The sequence below is a fragment of the Streptomyces sp. genome, assembly GCF_019510245.1.
In the GTDB taxonomy this organism is placed as follows: domain Bacteria; phylum Actinomycetota; class Actinomycetes; order Streptomycetales; family Streptomycetaceae; genus Streptomyces.
Map to the genome: position 1 here is coordinate 1 of NZ_JAEKKT010000125.1, position 20,277 is coordinate 20,277.

At 69.1% G+C, this 20,277-nt stretch carries 12 protein-coding genes; 10 read left to right on the forward strand and 2 right to left on the reverse strand.

Annotated features, from left to right (window positions below; all coding sequences use genetic code 11):
* Positions 1-460: 460 nt before the first annotated feature.
* A complete protein-coding gene (locus tag JF597_RS13525; RefSeq protein WP_293993546.1) occupies positions 461-1,186 on the forward strand; it encodes a response regulator transcription factor in 726 nt (241 codons plus the stop codon).
* Complete coding sequence (locus JF597_RS13530; RefSeq protein WP_293993547.1) at positions 1,183-2,697, forward strand: HAMP domain-containing sensor histidine kinase; 1,515 nt, start codon at positions 1,183-1,185, stop codon at positions 2,695-2,697. The genes JF597_RS13525 and JF597_RS13530 overlap by 4 nt, the downstream gene beginning before the upstream one ends.
* A gap of 25 nt (positions 2,698-2,722) precedes the next feature.
* Here the strand turns inward: JF597_RS13530 and JF597_RS13535 are convergent, their stop codons facing one another.
* Entirely contained in the window at positions 2,723-3,325 is a 603-nt protein-coding gene (locus JF597_RS13535) for a Uma2 family endonuclease (RefSeq protein ID WP_293993549.1), read from the reverse strand.
* 664 nt (positions 3,326-3,989) lie between these two features.
* Here JF597_RS13535 and JF597_RS13540 point away from each other — a divergent pair.
* A complete protein-coding gene (locus JF597_RS13540; protein WP_293993550.1) occupies positions 3,990-7,295 on the forward strand; it encodes a GH92 family glycosyl hydrolase in 3,306 nt (1,101 codons plus the stop codon).
* 61 nt (positions 7,296-7,356) lie between these two features.
* Here the strand turns inward: JF597_RS13540 and JF597_RS13545 are convergent, their stop codons facing one another.
* Entirely contained in the window at positions 7,357-11,100 is a 3,744-nt protein-coding gene (locus tag JF597_RS13545) for a GH92 family glycosyl hydrolase (protein WP_293993707.1), read from the reverse strand.
* Positions 11,101-11,534: 434 nt separating this feature from the next.
* Here JF597_RS13545 and ngcE point away from each other — a divergent pair, with 434 nt between their 5' ends.
* The 7 genes from ngcE to JF597_RS13580 all read left to right on the forward strand — a co-directional run bounded on the left by ngcE (position 11,535) and on the right by JF597_RS13580 (position 20,092).
* Complete coding sequence (gene ngcE, locus JF597_RS13550) at positions 11,535-12,986, forward strand: N-acetylglucosamine/diacetylchitobiose ABC transporter substrate-binding protein (RefSeq protein WP_293993551.1); 1,452 nt, start codon at positions 11,535-11,537, stop codon at positions 12,984-12,986.
* Positions 12,987-13,015: 29 nt separating this feature from the next.
* Complete coding sequence (locus JF597_RS13555; RefSeq protein WP_293993552.1) at positions 13,016-13,942, forward strand: carbohydrate ABC transporter permease; 927 nt, start codon at positions 13,016-13,018, stop codon at positions 13,940-13,942.
* Between the two features lie 4 nt (positions 13,943-13,946).
* Complete coding sequence (locus JF597_RS13560) at positions 13,947-14,846, forward strand: carbohydrate ABC transporter permease (protein WP_293993553.1); 900 nt, start codon at positions 13,947-13,949, stop codon at positions 14,844-14,846.
* Between the two features lie 360 nt (positions 14,847-15,206).
* Positions 15,207-16,406 carry an ROK family transcriptional regulator gene (locus JF597_RS13565; RefSeq protein ID WP_293993554.1) on the forward strand — a complete coding sequence of 400 codons (1,200 nt, stop codon included), beginning with the start codon at positions 15,207-15,209 and terminating at the stop codon, positions 16,404-16,406.
* A 134-nt stretch (positions 16,407-16,540) separates the two neighbouring features.
* Complete coding sequence (locus JF597_RS13570; RefSeq protein WP_293993556.1) at positions 16,541-17,632, forward strand: substrate-binding domain-containing protein; 1,092 nt, start codon at positions 16,541-16,543, stop codon at positions 17,630-17,632.
* Positions 17,633-17,957: 325 nt separating this feature from the next.
* Positions 17,958-18,749: an ATP-binding cassette domain-containing protein gene (locus tag JF597_RS13575; protein ID WP_293993558.1), complete on the forward strand. Its 792-nt coding sequence runs from the start codon at positions 17,958-17,960 to the stop codon at positions 18,747-18,749.
* 20 nt (positions 18,750-18,769) lie between these two features.
* Positions 18,770-20,092 carry a sugar ABC transporter permease gene (locus JF597_RS13580; protein WP_293993708.1) on the forward strand — a complete coding sequence of 441 codons (1,323 nt, stop codon included), beginning with the start codon at positions 18,770-18,772 and terminating at the stop codon, positions 20,090-20,092.
* Positions 20,093-20,277 lie beyond the last annotated feature (185 nt).

Sequence of the window (20,277 nt, forward strand, 5' to 3'; positions counted from 1 at the left end):
GCCCTCAACCTCCGCCGGCTGATCAGCCTCGGGCTCACCCACACCAGTGGTACCTGGCATATCGCACCAGCCAGTGCATGAGCGGAGGGCTGTCCGGCCTGACGGCCGAACAGCCCTCACCAAGATCTTCATCAGCCTTTTAGTCCCTATTTGTATCCCTCGGCACGCCTGTGACCAGGCGCTTTGTGTGGTTGGTCGAGAGTGAGGTCAAGCGGCGGCGGTGGATGGGGTCAAGAACGGCGATCGAAGCATGTCTCAGTACGTGCTGCGCAGCCTGATCCGCAAGTAGGCAGCCGGTGCGCTCGTAGGCGCAAGGGGCCTGTGAGGGCCGCGTCCCCGGTCGACGGGGGCGCGGCCCTCCGCGTTCTCCGTCGTTCCTCCGGGCGTTGCCCGCACGTGACATCGTCAAAGCTCAGTCGGAACACAGGGTTCCCTCAGCGAACCGGCACAGACTTGCTACATGTCCGCCACCGCAGGGGCCCGAACCGGCCGAGTCCGCGTCCTGATCGTCGACGACGAGCCCGGTCTCACCGAGCTGCTCTCCGCCGCCGTCGCCGACGCGGGCTGGCGCCCCTACCCCGCGCCCGACGGACAGACCGCCCTCAGGCCGGCCCGCGGCTGTGCCCCGCACGCGGTGGTGCTCGACGGGATGCTGCCCGACCTCGACGGCCTCCAGGTGCTGCGCAGACTCCGCTACGAGATGCCGAGGCTGCCCGTCCTGATGCTCACCGCCCGCGACGCCGTCGAACACCGCATCGGCGGACTGGAGGCAGGCGCCGACGACTACGTCACCAAGCCCTTCTCCCTGGAGGAGGTCGTGCTGCGGCTGCGCGGACTGCTGCGCCGGGCCGGCAGCGAACAGCCCCCCGCCGACGACCCCGTACGCGTCCTCGGCGACCTGGTGCTGACCGGCGCGTCCCGCGAAGTGCAGCGGGCCGGCACCCCGATCCGGCTCACCGCCAAGGAGTTCGACCTGCTCAGCCTGCTCCTGGACCATCCGCGCCAGGTGCTCGGCAAGGCCCAGATCCTCGACCACGTCTGGAGCACCTCCTTCGACGGCGGCGGCAACCTCGTCGAGGTCTACATCTCCGGCCTGCGCCGCAAGATCGACCGGGGCCGGGCGCCGATGATCCACACCGTGCGCGGCATCGGATACGTCGTACGGCCCGTGGCGGACGGCAGATGACCGCCCGGCTGCGGAGCCGGTCGCTGCGCACGCGACTGCTCGTCCTCATCACCGCCGTCCTGGTCTGCGTGTGCGCCGCGATGGCCCTGACCACGGTGTTCGCCCAACGGGCCTATCTGCTGGGCAATCTGGACAACCGCGTGGGCGACGCGGTGGAGCGCAACGCGGGCGGCGCCTCCCTGCACCCGGAGCTGACCCGCGACCTGACCTTCCTCGACGAGGGCGGCCAGCCGGCCGGCATGCTCGCCGCCCGCTTCGACGCCAAGGGCGACATCCTCAGCGCGGCCGTGGTCGGCCACGACGCGCCCCCGCGCTCGCTCACCACCGCCCAGACCGCCGCCCTCAAGGGCATCGCCCCGGACGGCTCGACCCACACCCGCGCCGTCCCCGGCCTCGGCACCTACCGGGTCGCCGCCCTCGACGCGAGCGGCATCCGCGTCCTGACCGGCCTGCCCATGGACGACGTACTGGACACCATCAGCGGCCTGGTCGAGGTCGAGATCGCCGTCGCCGCGGTCGGCCTCACGGCCGCCGGCTGCCTCTGCGCGGTCGTGATACGACGGCAGCTGCGCCCCCTCGGCCGGGTCGCCGCCACCGCCGTCGAGGTCTCCCACGCGCCGCTCGGCCGGGGGCAGGTGACCGGCCTGACCCGGGTGCCCGACCGGGACACCGACCCCGGCAGCGAGGCCGGGCAGGTCGGCGCCGCCCTCAACCGGATGATCGACCACGTCGAGGCGTCCCTGGCGGAACGCCGGCGCAGCGAGGAACAGGTGCGCCGCAGCGAGGAGCGCATGCGGCGCTTCCTGGCCGACGCCAGCCACGAACTGCGCACCCCGCTCGCCTCGATCGCCGGGTACGCCGAGCTGATGAACCGCGGCACGGACCGCATCGAGCCGGATCTGGCCTGGCGCCGGGTCAACGCCGAGTCGGCCCGGATGCGCAGCCTGGTGGAGGACCTGCTGCTTTTGGCCCGCCTCGACGAGGGTCGCCCGCTGCAGACCGCGGAGGTGGACATGGCCGCGCTGGTCGCGGAGGCGGTGTGGGACGCGCGGGCGGCCGGGGCCGGTCATGTCTGGCAGCTGGAACTCGGTCTCGACGACGGCCCGGCGCTGGTGCCGGGCGACGAGGCCCGGCTGCACCAGGTGGTGGCCAACCTGCTGGCCAACGCCCGGGTGCACACGCCCGCGGGTACGACCGTGACCGCGACCGTCGAATCCACCGCCACCACCTGCGTGATCCGGGTCCGGGACGACGGCCCCGGCATCCCGCCGGCCCTCCTCCCGACGGTCTTCGAACGCTTCACCCGGGCCGACACCTCCCGCACCCGCGCCGGCGTGCTGGAAGGCGGCTCGGGCCTGGGCCTCGCCATCGCCTCGGCCATCACCACGGCCCACGGCGGCCGCATCGACGTACAGAGCATCCCGGGCCGCACGGAGTTCACCCTCGAACTCCCGGTCTCCGAACTCCCGCCGACCGGAACGGCGACGGTCGCCCGTACGGCGCCCGTATGAGCGGGGCCGCCGAAGTCCGCGGCGGTCAGAACCCGATGAGGGCGTCGAGGTCGATCTGTACCGGGAACGGCAGCTCTGTGACGAGCTTTCCCCGGTGGATCGGGTGCAGGGGGGCCGGGATGTATGACCGCGTGTCGGCGTTGAGCCAGTACTCGTGCACCGTCAGCTTGTGGTCCCGGTCGAGCTCGACGCGCCAGTAGCAGGGGACCTTGGCGACGGCGAACTGTGCGGGTTTGCTCACGCGGTCATCTTGGCGGGAGCCGGGGGAAACGACCTCGACGGCGAGGGTGAGGTGTGACGTCGGGATGCACTCCACCTCGAAGTAGTCAAGGTTCCGAGGGTCGAAGACGATGACGTCCGGCTTGACGACGTTCTGCTCGTCCACCATCACGCACTGCTCGCTCAGAACCCGATAGGGCTTTGGGCGGGCCGCCTTGAGGGCGTCGGCGACGCCGTCCCGTACGTCGTTGTGCCAGAACCTGGGCTGCCCTTCAACCACGATCCACCCGTCCACGAGTTCCCAGTCGAAGGGCAGCTCCAGATTTTTGACCTGGTCGAATGTCCAGCCGTCAGCAGGCGGGAACATCCAGTTGTCCTCGTTGGCCGGTCCCTGCTGGCGTGTCGTCATCACCGCTCCCATGGGCGAGAGTGTGGACGCTGTTACGCGTCGTGATCCTCTGTACGAAGGTATCGCCACCCGAAGCAGTGAAGCCATGCCGCGCCGTTTACACCCGCCTCAGTCCGCGCTAGTTTCACAGGAGAGTGGGGTGGGAGCGCTCCCATATCGCCCCGGCGGACCGGAACCCGCCGGGGCGGTGGGCCCGCTTCCGCCCCGCGTTCGCCTCCATGGCCCGCGCACGGCCGTTCACCCCGCACAGAGGTAGGGCGACGGGGGGGACAGCGCGACCGGCCTGCCGTGTCGGGTCGGCTGACGTACGCGATCCGCTCTGGGCGGACCCGGTGTCGGTGCACACCGGGTCCGCGAGCCGGGCAGGCGAGGGGGGTGGGTGGCCTGTCCGGGTGGGGGTTGCTCGTGGTGCCGCTTGCGCGCTTGCCGTGCGGCTTGTGTCGACGCCGTGACGGGCGACAACGTTGTCTCATGGTCTGTACATGACTCTACCGTTCCAACCGACAACGATGTCAACCCACTTGGGGTCACCCGACCGGGTGAAACGGGACCGTGCCGTCCGAGGCGATCGCGGTCTTCCGTGGTACCGGTGGCGCACGTTACTGTCCCTGCGGCTTGTGCGACCCGTGGTGCGCGACCCGTCCGGAGGAGGAAGGGCCGCGTCATGCGTTTCCGACCCATGTCCCTGCTGCTGGCCGCACTGCTCGCGGCCGCCGGTGCCCCCGCCGTCGCGGCACCCGCCGTCGCACCACCCGAACTGGTCAAGGACCCCACGGCGTACGTCGATCCGCTGATCGGCAGCAGGAACGGCGGCAACACCTTCCCGGGCGCCGTCGTGCCGTTCGGCATGCTCTCCTGGAGCCCGGAGAACACGAGGGGCGACGCGACGAGAACGGCCGCACCGGGCGGCTACCAGTACGACGCCACCCGCATCCGCGGCTTCAGCCTGACCCACATGTCCGGCACCGGCTGCGCGGGCGGCAGCGGCGACATCCCGTTCTTCCCGTACGCGGGTGAGGTCACCTCGTCCCCGGCGAGCGACACCAAGGACGCCGTCTACGCCTCGGACTTCAGCCACGCCGACGAGACCGCCGAGCCCGGTCACTACAAGGTGGGCCTCGCCTCCGGCGTCACCGCCGACCTCGCCGCGACCACCCGCACCGGCTCGGCCCGCTTCGCCTACCCGGCGGGGAAGGCCGCCTCCCTGCTGATCCGCACCGCCAACTCCGAGGTGGGCTCGGCCGATTCGACGGTCGCCATCGACCCGGACACCCGTACCGTCTCCGGTTCGGTCACCTCCGGCGACTTCTGCGGCTACCTCGACCCCGAGGGGCAACGCTCCTACTACACGCTCTACTTCACCGCCCACTTCGACCGCGCCTTCACCGCCACCGGCACCTGGCAGGACGACCGGCTCAGCCCGGGCTCGACGACCGCGTCCGGCGGCACCGGCGGCTTCTCGGCGAACGGCGGCCGGCCCGTCGCCGGCAAGGGGGCCGGCGGCTACGTCCAGTTCGCGCCCGGCACCGGACCGGTGAACGTCGAGGTCGGCATCTCGTACGTCGGCCGGGCCGCCGCCGAGGCGAACCTGCGGGCGGAGAACCCGCCGCGGCGCTCCTTCGACGCCGTCCGCGACGCGGCCCACCGCGCCTGGCGCGACCGGCTGGACGCCATCCGCGTCGGCGGCGGCACGGACGCCGATCGCACCACCTTCTACACGGCCCTGTACCACTCCGTCCTCCACCCGAACGTCATCAGCGACGCGGACGGCCGCTACCGGGGCAGCGACGGCACGGTGCACCGGGTCGCCCACGGCCACCGGGCGCAGTACGGCACCTTCTCCGGCTGGGACGTCTACCGCGACCAGGTCCAGCTGCTCACCCTCCTGGACCCGCGCACCGGCTCGGACGTCGCCCAGTCGCTCTACGAACTCGCCCGGCAGAACGGCGGGGTCTGGGACCGCTGGCTGCACGGCGCGAGCGGCACCCACGTCATGAACGGCGACCCGGCGCCGACCGCCCTCGCCGGCATCCGCGCCTTCGGCGGCACCGGCTTCGACCTGAAGGGCGCGCTGGACTCGCTGGTGAAGGCGGCGACCGTACCGACCGCCCAGGACCTGTCCCCGGCCGGCAAACCGGTGCTGTCGGCCGGCCAGCGCCCGTCTCTCGACAAGTACCTGGCCCACCACTACATGCCGTCCGTGTCGAACGCCTGGGGCGGCGCCGCCGAGACCCTGGAGATGGCCACGGCCGACTACTCCCTCTCCCGACTCGCCGCGGCGGCGGGTGAGAAGGAGACGGCGGCCGTCTTCGCCGACCGCTCCCAGTGGTGGCAGAACAACTTCGACGTCGCCGCCGACCCTCCCCCAGTCTCGAACCCGCTCGACCGGGGGGACCCCCATGGCGGCTACATCGCCAACCGCAAGGCCGACGGCAGCTGGGTCACCGGCTTCACCCCGGCCACCGGCAACGGGTTCGTGGAGGGCACCGCCGCCCAGTACACCTGGATGGTCCCGCACGACCCGGCCGGACTCTTCGCCGCGATGGGCGGCACCGACAAGGCCCTCGCCCGCCTCGACGCCTTCTTCCACAACGGCGACGGCAGCTGGGCCTTCACCGGCAGCGGCGGCGACAAGTCCGAGCTCGACAACGAACCCTCGCTCAACGTGCCCTACCTGTACGACTACGCCGGTGCCCCCTACCGGACGCAGGAGACCGTCCGCGCGGCGATGACACGGCTGTGGTCGACCCAGCCCGGCGGCATCCCCGGCAACGACGACCTCGGAGCGATGTCCTCCTGGTACGTCTTCTCGGCACTCGGCATGTACCCGCAGGTCCCCTCCCGTGCCGAACTCGTCCTCGCCTCACCCCTGTTCGAGCGCGTGGAGATCGACCGCCCGGACGGCAACGACATCTCGATCCACGCGACGGGAGCGGCGGCCGGCGCCCCGTACATCCAGTCCCTGAAGGTCGACGGCCGCACCGGCGGCCGCTCCTGGCTCCCCGCGAGCTTCGTGCGCGACGGCGGCCGCCTCGACTACACCCTCGCCGCGACCCCGAACCGCGCCTGGGGCACGAGCACCCCGCCCCCCTCCTTCCGTCAGGGCGAGCAGCCGTACCAGGTCGGCGTCGGGCCGACGACCGCGACGATCGCCCCCGGCGACAGCGCGACGCTCACCGTCCGCGCCCTGTCCCTGTCCGGCGGCAGCGGCCCCGAGGTGCGCTTCCGCGTCGAGACACCGGACGGCGTGTCGGCCACCCCGGCGGAGGGGACGGTCACCGGCGGCTCCCGGCGGATCGCTCTCGCCACCACCGCGGGCACCCCGCAGGGCTACTACGACGCGAAGGTCACCGTCACCTCGGCCGGCTCCTCCTACGTCCAGCCGTTCGCCCTCACCGTCGCCGCACCCGGCACCCTCCTCGCGGCCTACTCCAACACCGGCGTCTCGGACGACTTGGGCGACCACGACGAGGCCGACTTCGACGGCGGCGGCTGGAGCTACTCCCGCCAGGCCCTCGCGGCGGCCGGCCTCACGCCGGGCGCCCAGGGGACGGTCGACGGCCTCACCTACACCTGGCCGAACGCCCCCGCGGGCGGCCCCGACAACGCGACAGCCACCGCCCAGACCATCGAACTCCCCACCCCGGCGACCAGGTTGTCCTTCCTCGGCAGCGCCTCCAACGGCAACCAGTCCGCCCGGGCGACCGTCACCTACACCGACGGCACCACCGGCACCGTCGACCTCTCCTTCACCGACTGGACCATCGGCGGCGGAGGCGGCGCCGTCCGGTACGGCAACGAGATCGTGGCGACGACCGCGTACCGCAACATGGCCGGCGCGGACAGGGACCCGGTAGCGACCCACGTCTTCGCGACCAGGCCCTTCACCGCGCCGGACGGCAGGACCATCAGGGCCGTCCGGCTGCCCGGCAACAGTGACCTGCACGTGTTCACCCTCGCCACCGGCTGACCGCTGAACGAAAGAGGGGGGCGGACCCGAACGGGCTCGCCCCCCTCTCCGTGCCGCTGTCTCAGGCCAGCAACTCCACCTCCGCCAGGGTGGATTCGCCGTCCAGCACGAGCCGGTAGTGGGCATATGTCCCGGGCTTCTGGACGGTGAAGGCCCGGGTCTGGAGGTCCCAGCCGAAGGATTCCGCCGAACGGTGGTCCACGGTCTGCCAGGTCCTGCCGTCCGTGGAGGCCTGGAGGGTCCAGCCGGCCGGGGCCTTCGTGTGGTCCGACGGCGAGGTGAGGGTGTACTGGATGCCCTTGACTGGCCGGGTCACCGGCAGGTCCACCGACGTCACCGCCTCCTCGGTCGCCGAGGTGTTGTCGAACAGGGAGCCGTCGGCCTTCAGGACGTCCGCGCGCGGGACAGGGACCTTGTCGCCCTTGGTGATGGAGACCGGGGCTGCGTCCTTGCCGGTGCCCCAGGCCGACGGCTTCGGGCCCATCGTGAAGTCGATGACGCCGCCCTTGGAGAGGAGGGAGTGGGGGAGCGAAGTCGACGTCCAAGTCCGGCCGTCGACGCGGACGCCCTGGACGTAGACGTTCTGCGCGCTGTTCTGCGGGGCCTTGATCACCAGGTCGTGACCGTTCTCCAGGTGGACCGTCGCCTTCTTGAACAGCGGCGAGCCGATCGTGTAGTCGCCGCTGCCCATCACCAGCGGGTAGAAGCCGAGGGCCGAGAAGAGGTACCAGGCCGACTGCTCGCCGTTGTCCTCGTCGCCGTGGTAGCCCTGGCCGATCTCGCTGCCGAGGTAGAGCCTGGAGAGCGCCTCACGGACGTAGGCCTGCGCCTTCCAGGGCTCGCCGGCCGCGTCGTACATGTAGATGACGTGGTGGGCGACCTGGTTGGAGTGGCCGTACATGCCCATCCGGACGTCCCGGGCCTCGGTCATCTCGTGGATGACCCCGCCGTAGGAGCCGACGAAGTCGGGGGAGGCCGTCTCGGGCGTCGCGAAGAACTCGTCGAGCTTGTCGGCGAGTCCGGACCGGCCGCCGTACAGGTTGGCGAGGCCCCGGCTGTCCTGCGGGGCGGTGAAGGCGTAACCCCAGCCGTTGGTCTCGGTGTAGTCGTAGCCCCACACGCGCGGGTCGTACGACGCCGAGTCCACCCGCCAGTCGCCCTGGGCGTCCTTGCCCTGGAAGAATCCGGCCTTGGAGTCGAAGAGGTTCACGTAGTCCTGGGCGCGGTTGAGGAAGTAGTCCGACTCCTCCTTGTAGCGCTTCTCGCCCGTCTTCTCGTAGAGCGCCTTGCCCATCTCGGCGATGCCGTAGTCGTTGACGTACCCCTCCATCGCCCAGGACAGGCCCTCGCGTGTGTCGTCGCTGGTGTAGCCGAGGAAGGGGGAGGTGGACATGCCCTTGCGGCCGACGCCCGAGGAGGGCGGTACGACGGTCGCGTTCTTCAGGGCCGCCTCGTACGCCGCCTTCGCGTCGAACCGCACGCCCTTCACGTAGGCGTCCGCGAACGCCACGTCCGAGGAGGTGCCGGTCATCAGGTCGGCGTACCCGGGGGAGGACCAGCGCGAGGTCCAGCCGCCGTCCTTGTACTGCTGGACGAACCCGTCGACCATCTCGCCCGCCTGAGCAGGCGTCAGCAGGCTGTAGGCCGGCCAGGTCGTGCGGTACGTGTCCCAGAAGCCGTTGTTGACGTACACCTTGCCGTCCACGATCTTCGCGCCGGTGTGCGTCGGGGTGTCCTGGCTCGTCATCGGCGAGAAGGGGGAAGCGTACTGGTACTTCGAACCGACCTTCTCGAAACCGGAGTTGGGGTACAGGTACAGCCGGTACATGCTGGAGTAGAGCGTGGTCAGCTGGTCGGCCGTGGCGCCCTCCACCTCCACCTTGCCGAGCAGCCTGTCCCAGACCTTCCGGGCCTGCGCCTTGACCGTGTCGAAGGAGGTGCCGTCCGGGATCTCCTGGCGCAGGTTGTCCTTGGCCTGGTCGACGCTGATGAGGGAGGTGGCCAGGCGGAGCGTGACGGTGTGGTCGGAGCCCGCGTCGAAGCGCAGGTAGCCCTTGACCCCGCCGGAGTCGCCGCCCGTCACCGGCTTGTCGAAGACGCCGTAGACGAAGAGGCGGGTGGCGCCCGTCGACAGGCCCGACTTGACGTCGGAGTAGCCGGTGACGATCCCGTGCTCCTTGTCCAGGGTCAGGCCCGCCTGCTCGGTGACGTTGTCGAAGACCACGCTCGCGTCGTCCCCCGGGTAGGTGAAGCGCAGCGCGGCCGCGTGGTCGGTGGGCGTTATCTCCGCCTTGAGGCCGTTCTCGAACCTGACCCCGTAGTAGTACGGCCGCGCGGTCTCGTTCTCGTGCCGGAAGGCCAGTTCGCGGGCCTCCCGGCCGGTGTCCGGGGTGCCGGGAGCGACGGACGGCATCACCTGGAAGGTCTGCCGGTCGCCCATCCAGGGGCTCGGCTCGTGGCTCGCGCTGAACGCCTGGATGGTCGGCAGGTTGTCGTCGTTGTTCGCGTGCGCGTACTCGTACAGCCAGCTCTCCGAGGACGCGTTGGTCACCGGCGTCCAGAAGTTGAAGCCGTGCGGCAGTGCGGTCGCCGGGAAGTTGTTGCCGCGGGAGAAGCTGCCGCTGGAGTTGGTGCCCCGGGTGGTCAGCGCGTAGTCGGACAGGTGCGCCTTCGGCTTCTCGGGGGCCACCGGTTTCAGGGACACGTCGTCGATCCAGCCGCGGAACTTCGCCGGCCCGGCGGGGGAGTCGTAGCCCACCAGGATCCGGTCGACCGTCTTGCCGGCCGCGACCGAACCGATCACCGACGAGATGTCGTTCCACTGGTTGACGTACAGCGCCTTCGACGCGCCCTGCCCGCGCGGCGACAGTGCGAACCCGTGCTGGTCGACGGCCCCGAGGCCGCTCAGGTAGGTGCCGTCCGTGAAGGCCAGGTCAACCGCCACGTTGGTGGCATCGTAGTCGAGGTCGCCGTCGGCCATCGAGGGGAAGATCCGGTACGCCAGCCGTGTGTCCCGGCCGACCTTCACGTTCACGTCGAAGACCTTGTTGTACGAGTACGCCCGGCCGGTCGCCGTGTGCCGTCCGGCATAGCGCAGCGCGTGCGTTCCGGTGAACCCGGCCCGCGCCTTCGCCGTCGGCGAGCCGGTCGGGCCCTTGTCGACCAGCGAGAGCATGTCCTGGGGCACCGGCCCGCCGCTGCCGCCCGTGGAGAACTGGAGGTCGGCGATCTGGAGGATGTCGGGGGCGCCGTTGTTCTTCGTGACGTCGAGCCGGAAGTGCTGGTACTCGGCCGGTGCGGAGAGGTCGTACGACTTGGTCTGGAACCGCTCCGTGAAGGCCTCGCCGCTGCGGGTGTCGACGGTCTTCCAGTCCTTGCCGTCCGTCGAGCCCTGGAGGGTCCAGTCCGCGGGGTCGCGTTCGGCGTAGTCGTTCGCCGAGGTGAGGGCGTAGGTCACCAGCTTGATGGGCTTGTCGAAGTCGAACTCGACCCAGCCGGTGGGCTCGAAGGTGAGCCACTTGGTGCCGGACTCCCCGTCGACGAGGTTCTCCTTGACCTCGCCCGCGCCGGTGTTCTCGCCGCTCGCCCGCACGTCGGTCACGTGGTCGGTGACATTGCCGGGGATGCCGGTGCTGTAGCCGCCGTCCACCCCGGAGGCGCGCGGGGCGCCGCTCGGGCCGGTGTCCACGGTGTCGGTCCAGTCCGGTGACGGATCGCCGGACTCGAACGAGGACGAGAACTGCGTCGCGGCGGCCGGTGCCTTCGCCGGCAGCGCCACCGCGGCTCCCTGGGAGCCCAGGGTCATGACTACGGCGGCCGCGATCACGACCGCCGTACCCGATCCGTGCCCTGTTCTTCGCTGCGTTCTCCGCTGCATCAACGGGTACCCTCCCTGCCACATGAGACAACGTTGTCAGCTGCGTGGCGCAGGAACCAGTAGGTAGTCAAGTGGCCCGTGATGTCAAGGGTGTTGGGTGCGGCATTCAGGGGTGTATGTCGGCTCTTTTTCTGGCAAGGCGTACAGAGATCGCTCATATTTCCGACAGGTCTCAACTAGGAAAAGACCCATGGCCAACCTTGCATTCGATCTTGCCCCGCTGGCGGGAAGTGGACTATACCTGTCGGCGTTTCCCGCACGACTTCCCGCACGACTTCCTGCACGACCCAGCACTACCCGACCGCGGTGCCGGGGAGGATCCGGTTCACCGCCTGAGTCCTGGAGAAGGCGAGGACTTGAGCATGGGATCCACCTCCGCAGCGAACCCCGGTTCCGAGGGTGTCGGCCGCCGTGATCTGATCAGGCGCTCGGCCGCACTCGGCCTGATTTCCGTCCCTGCCGTCGGATTCCTCTCCGCCTGCGCCAGCAGTGGCGGCGGCGGCCAGTCCAAGGACAAGGCCGGCAAGAAGACGGCCAAGAACCCGCTCGGTGTCAACGACACCGCGCAGATGGAATTCGTCCTCTTCGACGGCGGTTTCGGCAAGGAGTACGCCGAGGACGCCGTGAAGATCTACGAGAAGGACTTCCCGAAGGCCAAGGTCAAGTTCTCCGCCACCCAGAAGATCCAGTCCACCCTCCAGCCGCGCTTCAACCAGGGCACCCCGCCGGACCTCATCGACAACTCCGGCGCCGAGCAGATGGACATGGGCGTACTCGTCGGCAAGAACCAGCTGGCCGACCTCACCCCGCTCCTCGACGCCCCGTCGTACGACGACCCGAACAAGAAGGTCCGCGACACGCTGCGCCCCGGCATCGTCGAGATGGGCCAGTTCGACGGCGACCCGGTCTGGATCATGTACTACGCCTACACGGTCTACGGCGTCTGGTACTCGCAGAAGGCCCTGGACTCGCTCGACGCGGAGTACCCGCAGACCTGGGACCAGATGATCGCCGTCTGCGAGAAGGCCAAGAAGAAGGGCATGGCCGGCTGGACCTACGCCGGCAAGTACCCCTACTACATCCCCTTCTCGCTCTACCCGATGATCGGCAAGGTCGGCGGCGTCGAAGTCCTGAACGCGATCGACAACCTGGAGCCGAACGCCTGGAAGCACCCGGCCGTCAAGGCGTGCTTCGAGGCCTACTACGAGCTCTACAAGAAGGGTTACATCCTCAAGGGCACTCCCGGACTCGACCACATCCAGTCGCAGACCGCCTGGGCGCAGAGCAAGGCCCTGTTCATCCCGAACGGCTCCTGGGTGGAGAACGAGTCGGCGAACGTCATCCCCTCCGACTTCAACCTCGCCGTCTCCGCGCCCACCGGCATCGACAAGAACGACAAGATGCCGTTCGGCACCATCTGGGCCTCCGGCGGCGAGCCCTTCATCGTCCCGGCCAAGGCCGCCAACGCCCAGGGTGGCATGGAACAGCTGCGCATCATGCTCAGCGAGGCGTCCTCGAAGAACTTCACGACGAAGGTGAAGTCGCTGACCGCGTACAACGGCGGCACCGACGGCATCTCCCTCACCCCGGGCCTCACCTCCGGCGTGGCGGCGCTGAAGCTGGCCGGGTCCAACGTGGTCAACCCGCGGCTCCAGGACTGGTACGTGCAGCTCCAGAAGGAGAAGATCGGGGTCGCCGGCCTCGGCGAGATGATGGCCGGCCGGCTCACCCCGGCGGAGGCCGTCAAGAAGATCCAGGGCTTCGCCGACGAGGCCGCCAAGGACACCTCGATCAAGCACTACAAGCACCAGTAACCAGAAACCGTCTCGGCACCGGAGTGGCGATGCAGCACGGCAAGTACCGGTTCATCGTGGGGTTTCTCGCGTTGCCCCTCGGACTGTACGCGCTCTTCGTGGTGTGGCCGTTCATCCAGTCCATCTACTACTCGTTCACGGACTGGACCGGCCTGAGCCCCGAATTCAAGATGGTCGGCCTGGACAATTACCGGAGGATGCTGCACGACGACGTCTTCTGGAAGTCCTTGCAGCACAGCTTGATGTTCGCGGTCGTGCTGCCGCTGGTGACGATCAGCCTGGCGCTGTTCTTCGCCTTCATGATCAACGTGGGCGGCCGGAGAAGGAGGGGCGGACCGGTCATCTCCGGGGTCCGGGGCTCCTCCTTCTACAAGATCGTCTACTTCTTTCCGCAGGTGCTGTCCATCGCGATCGTCTCGCTGCTGTTCGCCTTCGCCTACAACCCCGACAGCGGTGCCATCAATTCACTGCTCCGCGGGATTGGTCTGGACAATATCCAGCCGCTCTGGCTGGGGGACCCGAGCCTCGCCCTGTGGTGCGTGATGGCCGTCCTGGTCTGGTCCACGGTCGGATTCTTCGTGGTCCTCTTCTCGGCGGGCATGGCGTCCATCCCCATGGACCTCTACGAGGCCGCCCTGCTCGACGGCGCCGGCCGCGCCACCACCTTCTTCCGCATCACCCTGCCGCTGCTGTGGGACACCGTGCAGTCCGGCTGGGTCTACATGGGCATCCTCGCGCTCGGCGCCGAGTCGTTCGCAGTCGTACAGATCATGACGACCGGACCGGGCGGCCCCGACTACTCGACGACCGTGCTGGTCCTGTACGTGTACCAGAAGGCGTTCCGGGACGGTCAGGCCGCCTACGCCACCACCATCGGCGTCGCCCTGCTGGTCGTCACGCTCGCCTTCGCGGCGGTCGTGATGCGGCTGGGCCGTCGCGAGCGGCTGGAGTACTGAAGCGATGACGACGACCGAGACCGACGTCACTGTCACCGAGACCGAGCCCCCCGCGCCCGGGCAGCCCCGGCGGAAGCGCGAGGGCGGGGTCCTCAACGTCTTCTCCCACGGCATCCTGGTCATCTGGGCGGTGATGGTGGTCACGCCGCTGCTGTGGGCGGTGATGACGTCCTTCAAGGACGACCGGTCCATCTTCACCTCGCCGTGGGCGCTCCCGGACCGGCTGCACTTCGAGAACTGGGCGCGGGCCTGGACCGACGCCAACATGAGCGACTACTTCCTGAACACCGTCCTGGTGGTCGGCGGCTCGCTCATCGGCACCCTGGTCCTCGGCTCGATGGCCGCCTACGTCCTGGCCCGCTTCGACTTCCCGGGCAACCGCTTCATCTACTACCTCTTCATCGGCGGCATGAGCTTCCCGATCATGCTCGCGCTGGTCCCGCTGTTCTACGTCGTCAACAACCTGGGCCTGCTGAACACGATCCACGGCCTGATCCTGGTCTACATCGCGTACTCGCTGCCGTTCACGGTCTTCTTCCTCACGGCGTTCTTCCGCACGCTGCCCACCTCCGTGGCCGAGGCGGCCTTCGTCGACGGCGCCTCGCACACCCGCACCTTCTTCCAGATCATGCTGCCGATGGCGAAGCCCGGCCTGATCAGCGTCGGGATCTTCAACTTCCTCGGCCAGTGGAACCAGTACATGCTCCCGACGGTCCTCAACACGGACCCCGACAAGCACGTCCTCACCCAGGGCCTGGTCCAGCTGGCGGTCAGCCAGGGCTACAAGGGCGACTGGTCGGGCCTCTTCGCCGGCCTGGTGATGGCGATGCTCCCTGTCCTGGCGGCGTACATCGTCTTCCAGCGCCAGGTGGTGGCGGGCCTGACGGCGGGCGCTCTGAAGTAATCCGAACGTTCGCAACCCGAAAGAGGGCGCCCTTGTATCGGGCGCTCACGACCGCGCCCCAAAGGGGCGCGGGGCTGTGTTCACCATGCGGCTCCGCCGCGTGGGCGCGACCAGCCACAACGGTGCCGCACTCGCACTCCGCGCGCCCTTCGACCTGCCGACCAGTGGCCTAGACATGTCCATCGCATGTCCCGCGGGCAACCTCCGAACCGCCAACGATTTCTGTCAAGGACTTGACGGCGGTAACCCGTTCAGCAGAGCTTGGAGTTCATAACTTGTAAGTGACCCGGTCTCAGTGAGGTGATCTGGGTCACGTTGGCGGCGCCGTGGCCGCCTCCGATGGCGGGAGTGAATGGGTCGATGGAGACTCCGGGGTCGCAGTCGTCGCTGCACCGAGCCAATCTGGAACGTGTCGTACGGGCCGTACGTCTGGCCGGATCGCTCACGCAGGCGGAGATCGCGCGTACGACCGGCCTGTCCGCCGCAACGGTCTCCAACATCGTGCGCGAGCTCAAGGACGGCGGAACCGTCGAGGTCACGCCCACGTCGGCCGGCGGCCGCAGGGCCCGCAGCGTGAGTCTGAGCGGTGACGCCGGCATTGTCATCGGCGTCGACTTCGGCCACACCCACCTGCGCGTCGCGATCGGGAACCTGGCCCACCAGGTGCTGGCCGAGGAGTCCGAGCCCCTCGACGTGGACGCGTCGTCCAGCCAGGGCTTCGACCGGGCGGAAGAGCTGGTCAACCGCCTGATCGCGGCGACCGGCGTGGACCGTTCGAAGATCGCCGGGGTGGGTGTCGGCGTCCCCGGCCCGATCGACGTCGAGTCCGGCACCCTCGGCTCCAGTGCCATCCTGCCCGGCTGGATCGGCGCGAGACCCGCCGAGGAGCTCCGGCTCCGCCTCGGCGTCCCCGTGCACGTCGACAACGACGCCAACCTGGGCGCCCTCGGCGAGCTGGTCTGGGGCAGCGGCAAGGGCGTCCGCGATCTCGCGTACATCAAGGTCGCGAGCGGTGTCGGTGCCGGCCTGGTGATCAACGGGAAGATCTACCGGGGCCCCGGCGGCACGGCCGGCGAAATAGGACATATTACACTCGACGAGTCCGGCCCGGTCTGCCGCTGCGGCAACCGCGGCTGCCTGGAGACCTTCGCGGCGGCCCGCTACGTGCTGCCACTGCTCCAGCCCGGTCATGGCCCCGACCTGACCATGGAGGGCGTCGTACGGCTGGCCCGGGACGGCGACCCGGGCTGCCGTCGTGTGATCGGCGACGTCGGCCGTCACATCGGCAGCGGAGTGGCCAATCTCTGCAACCTGCTGAACCCGAGCCGGGTGGTCCTCGGCGGCGACCTCGCCGAGGCCGGAGAGCTGGTCCTGGGGCCCATCAGGGAGTCCGTGGGGCGCTACGCGATCCCCAGTGCCGCACGCCAGCTCTCGGTGCTTCCGGGCGCCCTCGGCGGCCGCGCGGAGGTGCTCGGAGCGCTCGCTCTCGCGCTCAGCGAGATGGGCGATTCGACCCTTCTGGACGGCTCTGTGCCTGCCGTGGCACCTGTCTTCACTTAGAGAACGCATGGCGCCGTTGCCATCTCGTTAAGTATTTACTTCTTGACGTCGAACTTGCGGCCGAGTTGACTTCGAGCCACCTCGGCCGCAGCGTTGCGGCCCTGTCAGGGAGGCACCCCCAAATGAACGCAACGATGCGTAGAGTCGTGATCGGCACCGCCGCGGTTTCCATGGCGCTGTCCGTCGCCGCCTGTGGCAAGGCCGGCGACGACAAGAAGAGCGACTCGAGCAGCAGCAGCTCCTCCGGTGGCAAGACCATCGGCCTGCTGCTCCCCGACAGCGTGACCGCGCGCTACGAGAAGTTCGACCACCCGTACTTCGAGGCCCAGGTCAAGAAGCTGTGTGCCGACTGCACGGTCGACTACGCGAACGCCGCCGGTGACGCCGCCAAGCAGGCCCAGCAGGTCAGCACCATGGTGACCAAGGGTGTCAAGGTCATCGTGATCTCGGCCCAGGACTCCGCTGCCATCAAGTCCTCCATCGACGCCGCCGTGGCCAAGGGCGTCAAGGTCGTCGCGTACGACCGCCTCGCCCAGGGCAAGGTCTCGGCCTACGTCTCCTTCGACAACGTCAAGGTCGGCGAGCTCCAGGGCCAGGCCCTGCTCGACGCCCTCGGCTCCAAGGCGACCCCCAAGTCCAAGATCGTCATGATCAACGGTGACGACGCCGACCCGAACGCCGGCCAGTTCAAGCAGGGTGCGCACAAGGCCCTCGACGGCAAGGTCGACATCGCCTACGAGCAGTCCGGCCTGTGGAAGGACACCGTCGCCGCGCAGAAGGTGAAGGCGGCCATCACGCAGCTCGGTGCCAAGAACATCGCGGGCGTCTACTCCGCCAACGACGGCATGGCCGGTGGCATCGCCAACAGCCTCAAGGGCGCCGGCATCAGCGGCATCCCGCTGACCGGTCAGGACGCGGAGCTCGCGGGCATCCAGCGCATCGTCGCCGGCACCCAGTCCTCCACCGTCTACAAGGCGTTCAAGCCGGAGGCCGACGCCGCCGCCACCATCGCCGTGGACCTGCTGCAGGGCAAGAGCATCGACTCGCTCGCCACCAGCACGCAGACCAGCGGCTCCGGTGACAAGGTGCCCTCGCAGCTGCTGACCCCGGTGTCGGTCACCAAGGCCAACATCAAGGACACGGTGATCAAGGACGGTCTGTACACCGTCTCCGACATCTGCACCGGCGAGTTCGCCAAGGCCTGCAAGGCCGCCGGCCTTCAGTAGTCCCGCCCCGGAGCCGCAAGGCTCCGGCCGCCAGCGCCCGGGTGGTCGCAGTACGACACCCGGGCCCCGGCCGCCCGGCGCGCCGGCCCTTCCGCAAGGTGCCACGGCCGTCCGGCGGTCTCGCGAAACCCCTCCGACGCCCGCTCCGGCCTTCAGACCCCGCTGCCGGAGCGGGCGTCGGACGGACCCGTTGCCAAGCGCAGCGGATTCGCGCATGTTCATCTTGTAAACCGCGTGCGTACCCCGGTGACAGTCCGAGGTACCGCACGACCCTCCGCGCCTGATCACCAAGCGCGGCATCCCCGCCGGTCAGGCGGCGAAGGAGATGGTTCACGTGTCCGCTACGCCCGTGCTGGCGTTGCGCGGAGTCTCCAAGCGATTCGGTGCGGTCCAGGCACTCACCGATGTCGATCTGGAGGTCCACGCCGGAGAAGTGGTCGCCCTGGTGGGCGACAACGGCGCAGGAAAGTCGACCCTGGTCAAGACGATCGCGGGTGTGCACCCCATCGATGAGGGCGTCATCGAATGGGAGGGCAACTCGGTCAGCATCAACAAGCCGCACGACGCCCAGGGGCTGGGTGTCGCGACGGTCTACCAGGACCTCGCGCTCTGCGACAACCTCGACGTGGTGGGGAACCTCTTCCTCGGCCGTGAGCTGCTGCACCGCGGCGTCATCGACGAGGTGACGATGGAGAAGCAGGCCCGCGAGCTGCTGAGCACGCTCTCCATCCGCATCCCGAGCGTGCGCATCCCGATCGCCAGCCTCTCCGGCGGTCAGCGCCAGGTCGTGGCCATCGCCCGCGCCCTGATCGGCGACCCGAAGGTCGTCATCCTCGACGAGCCCACCGCCGCCCTCGGTGTCGAGCAGACCGCGCAGGTCCTCGACCTGGTGGAGCGGCTGCGCGAGCGCAACCTCGCCGTCATCCTGATCAGCCACAACATGGCCGACGTGAAGGCGGTCGCGGACACCGTCGCCGTGCTGCGGCTGGGCAGGAACAACGGTTTCTTCCCCGTGAAGAGCACCAGCCAGGAAGAGATCATCGCCGCGATCACGGGTGCCACGGACAACGCCGTGACCCGTCGTTCCGAGCGACGCACCACGGAGGCGGCAAAGTGAGCGAGACGTCGAACAAGACCGTGAAGGGCGACGAGTCGCCCGAGCTCGGCAAGACCGAGGCCGCGGCTCCCACCACGGTCGCCCCCGCCGACGACCCCACGGCCGCTCCGGTCACCGTCGTCGACCCGCGCCTGCTGGTGCGTGAAGAGGGCTTCAAGGGCTACCTCACGGAGTTCACCCGCCGGGTCAAGGGCGGCGAGCTGGGCTCCCTGCCGGTGGTCCTCGGCCTGATCATCATCTGGACCATCTTCCAGGTGAAGAACAGCCTGTTCCTCAGCGCGGACAACCTCTCCAACATCAGCTACTTCCTCTCGGCCACCGGCATGCTCGCCATCGGCCTGGTGTTCGTGCTGCTGCTCGGCGAGATCGACCTGTCCGTCGGTTCGGTGAGCGGTCTGGCCTCCACCGTCTTCGCGGTGTTCGTGGTCAACCACGGGATGAACCAGTGGCTGGCCCTGATCCTCACGATCGTCACGGGCATCGGCATCGGTGCGCTGCACGGCTGGTTCTTCGCCAAGATCGGCGTACCCGCGTTCGTGGTCACCCTGGCCGGCTTCCTGGGCTGGAACGGCCTGATGCTGTGGCTGCTGGGCGACAGCGGCACGATCAACATCCCGGCCGACAGCGGCCCGGTCAAGCTCCTGGGCCAGAGCTCCTTCTTCATGGACCAGGCCATCATCGGCGCCTACCTGCTGGCCGGCCTCGGGGTCGTCCTCTCCGGTGTGGGCCAGTTCAACGAGCAGCGCCGGCGCCGTGCGGCGGGTGTGCCGTTCCGGCCCACCAGCGAGATCCTGATCCGTGTCGGCCTGCTCGCGATCGCGTCCTTCGCGGCGGCGGCCGTGCTGAACAACGCGGCCGGTGTCTCCAACGCGCTGGTGATCTTCCTCGCGTCGCTGGTCATCGTCGACTTCGTGCTGCGCCGTACCACGTACGGCCGTAAGGTCTTCGCGGTCGGCGGCGGCATCGAGGCGGCCCGCCGTGCGGGTATCAGCGTGCCGATGGTCCGGATCACCGTGTTCGCGATCTCCGGTGGCTTCGCGGCGATCGGCGGCATGTTCTTCGCCGGCCAGACCGCGAGCGCCACGCTCAACGCCGGTGGCGGCAACACGCTGATGCTCGCCATCGCGGCGGCCGTCATCGGTGGTACGTCGCTGTTCGGCGGCCGCGGTACGGTCTGGTCGGCCCTCCTGGGCATGCTGGTCATCCAGTCCATCCAGACCGGTCTCGACCTGCTGAACATGAACACGTCGATCCAGTACATGATCACCGGTGGTGTTCTGCTGGGTGCGGTCGTCATCGACTCCGTCTCCCGCAAGAGCCAGAAGGCGGCGGGGCGCGGCTGACGCCGAGCGCCGTAGGGGGTGCGGTGCGTCTGCGGCTGACCCGCCGTCGTGGCTGGTCGCGCAGTTCCTCCCCCAGCCTTCGGCTGGGGGGACCCCCAGCGCCCCCAGGTATCTGACTGTGCCCGGCACTTCCAAGGTGCCGGGCACAGTCGTGTCATAGGTGGGGGGCATGATGGGTACAGCCG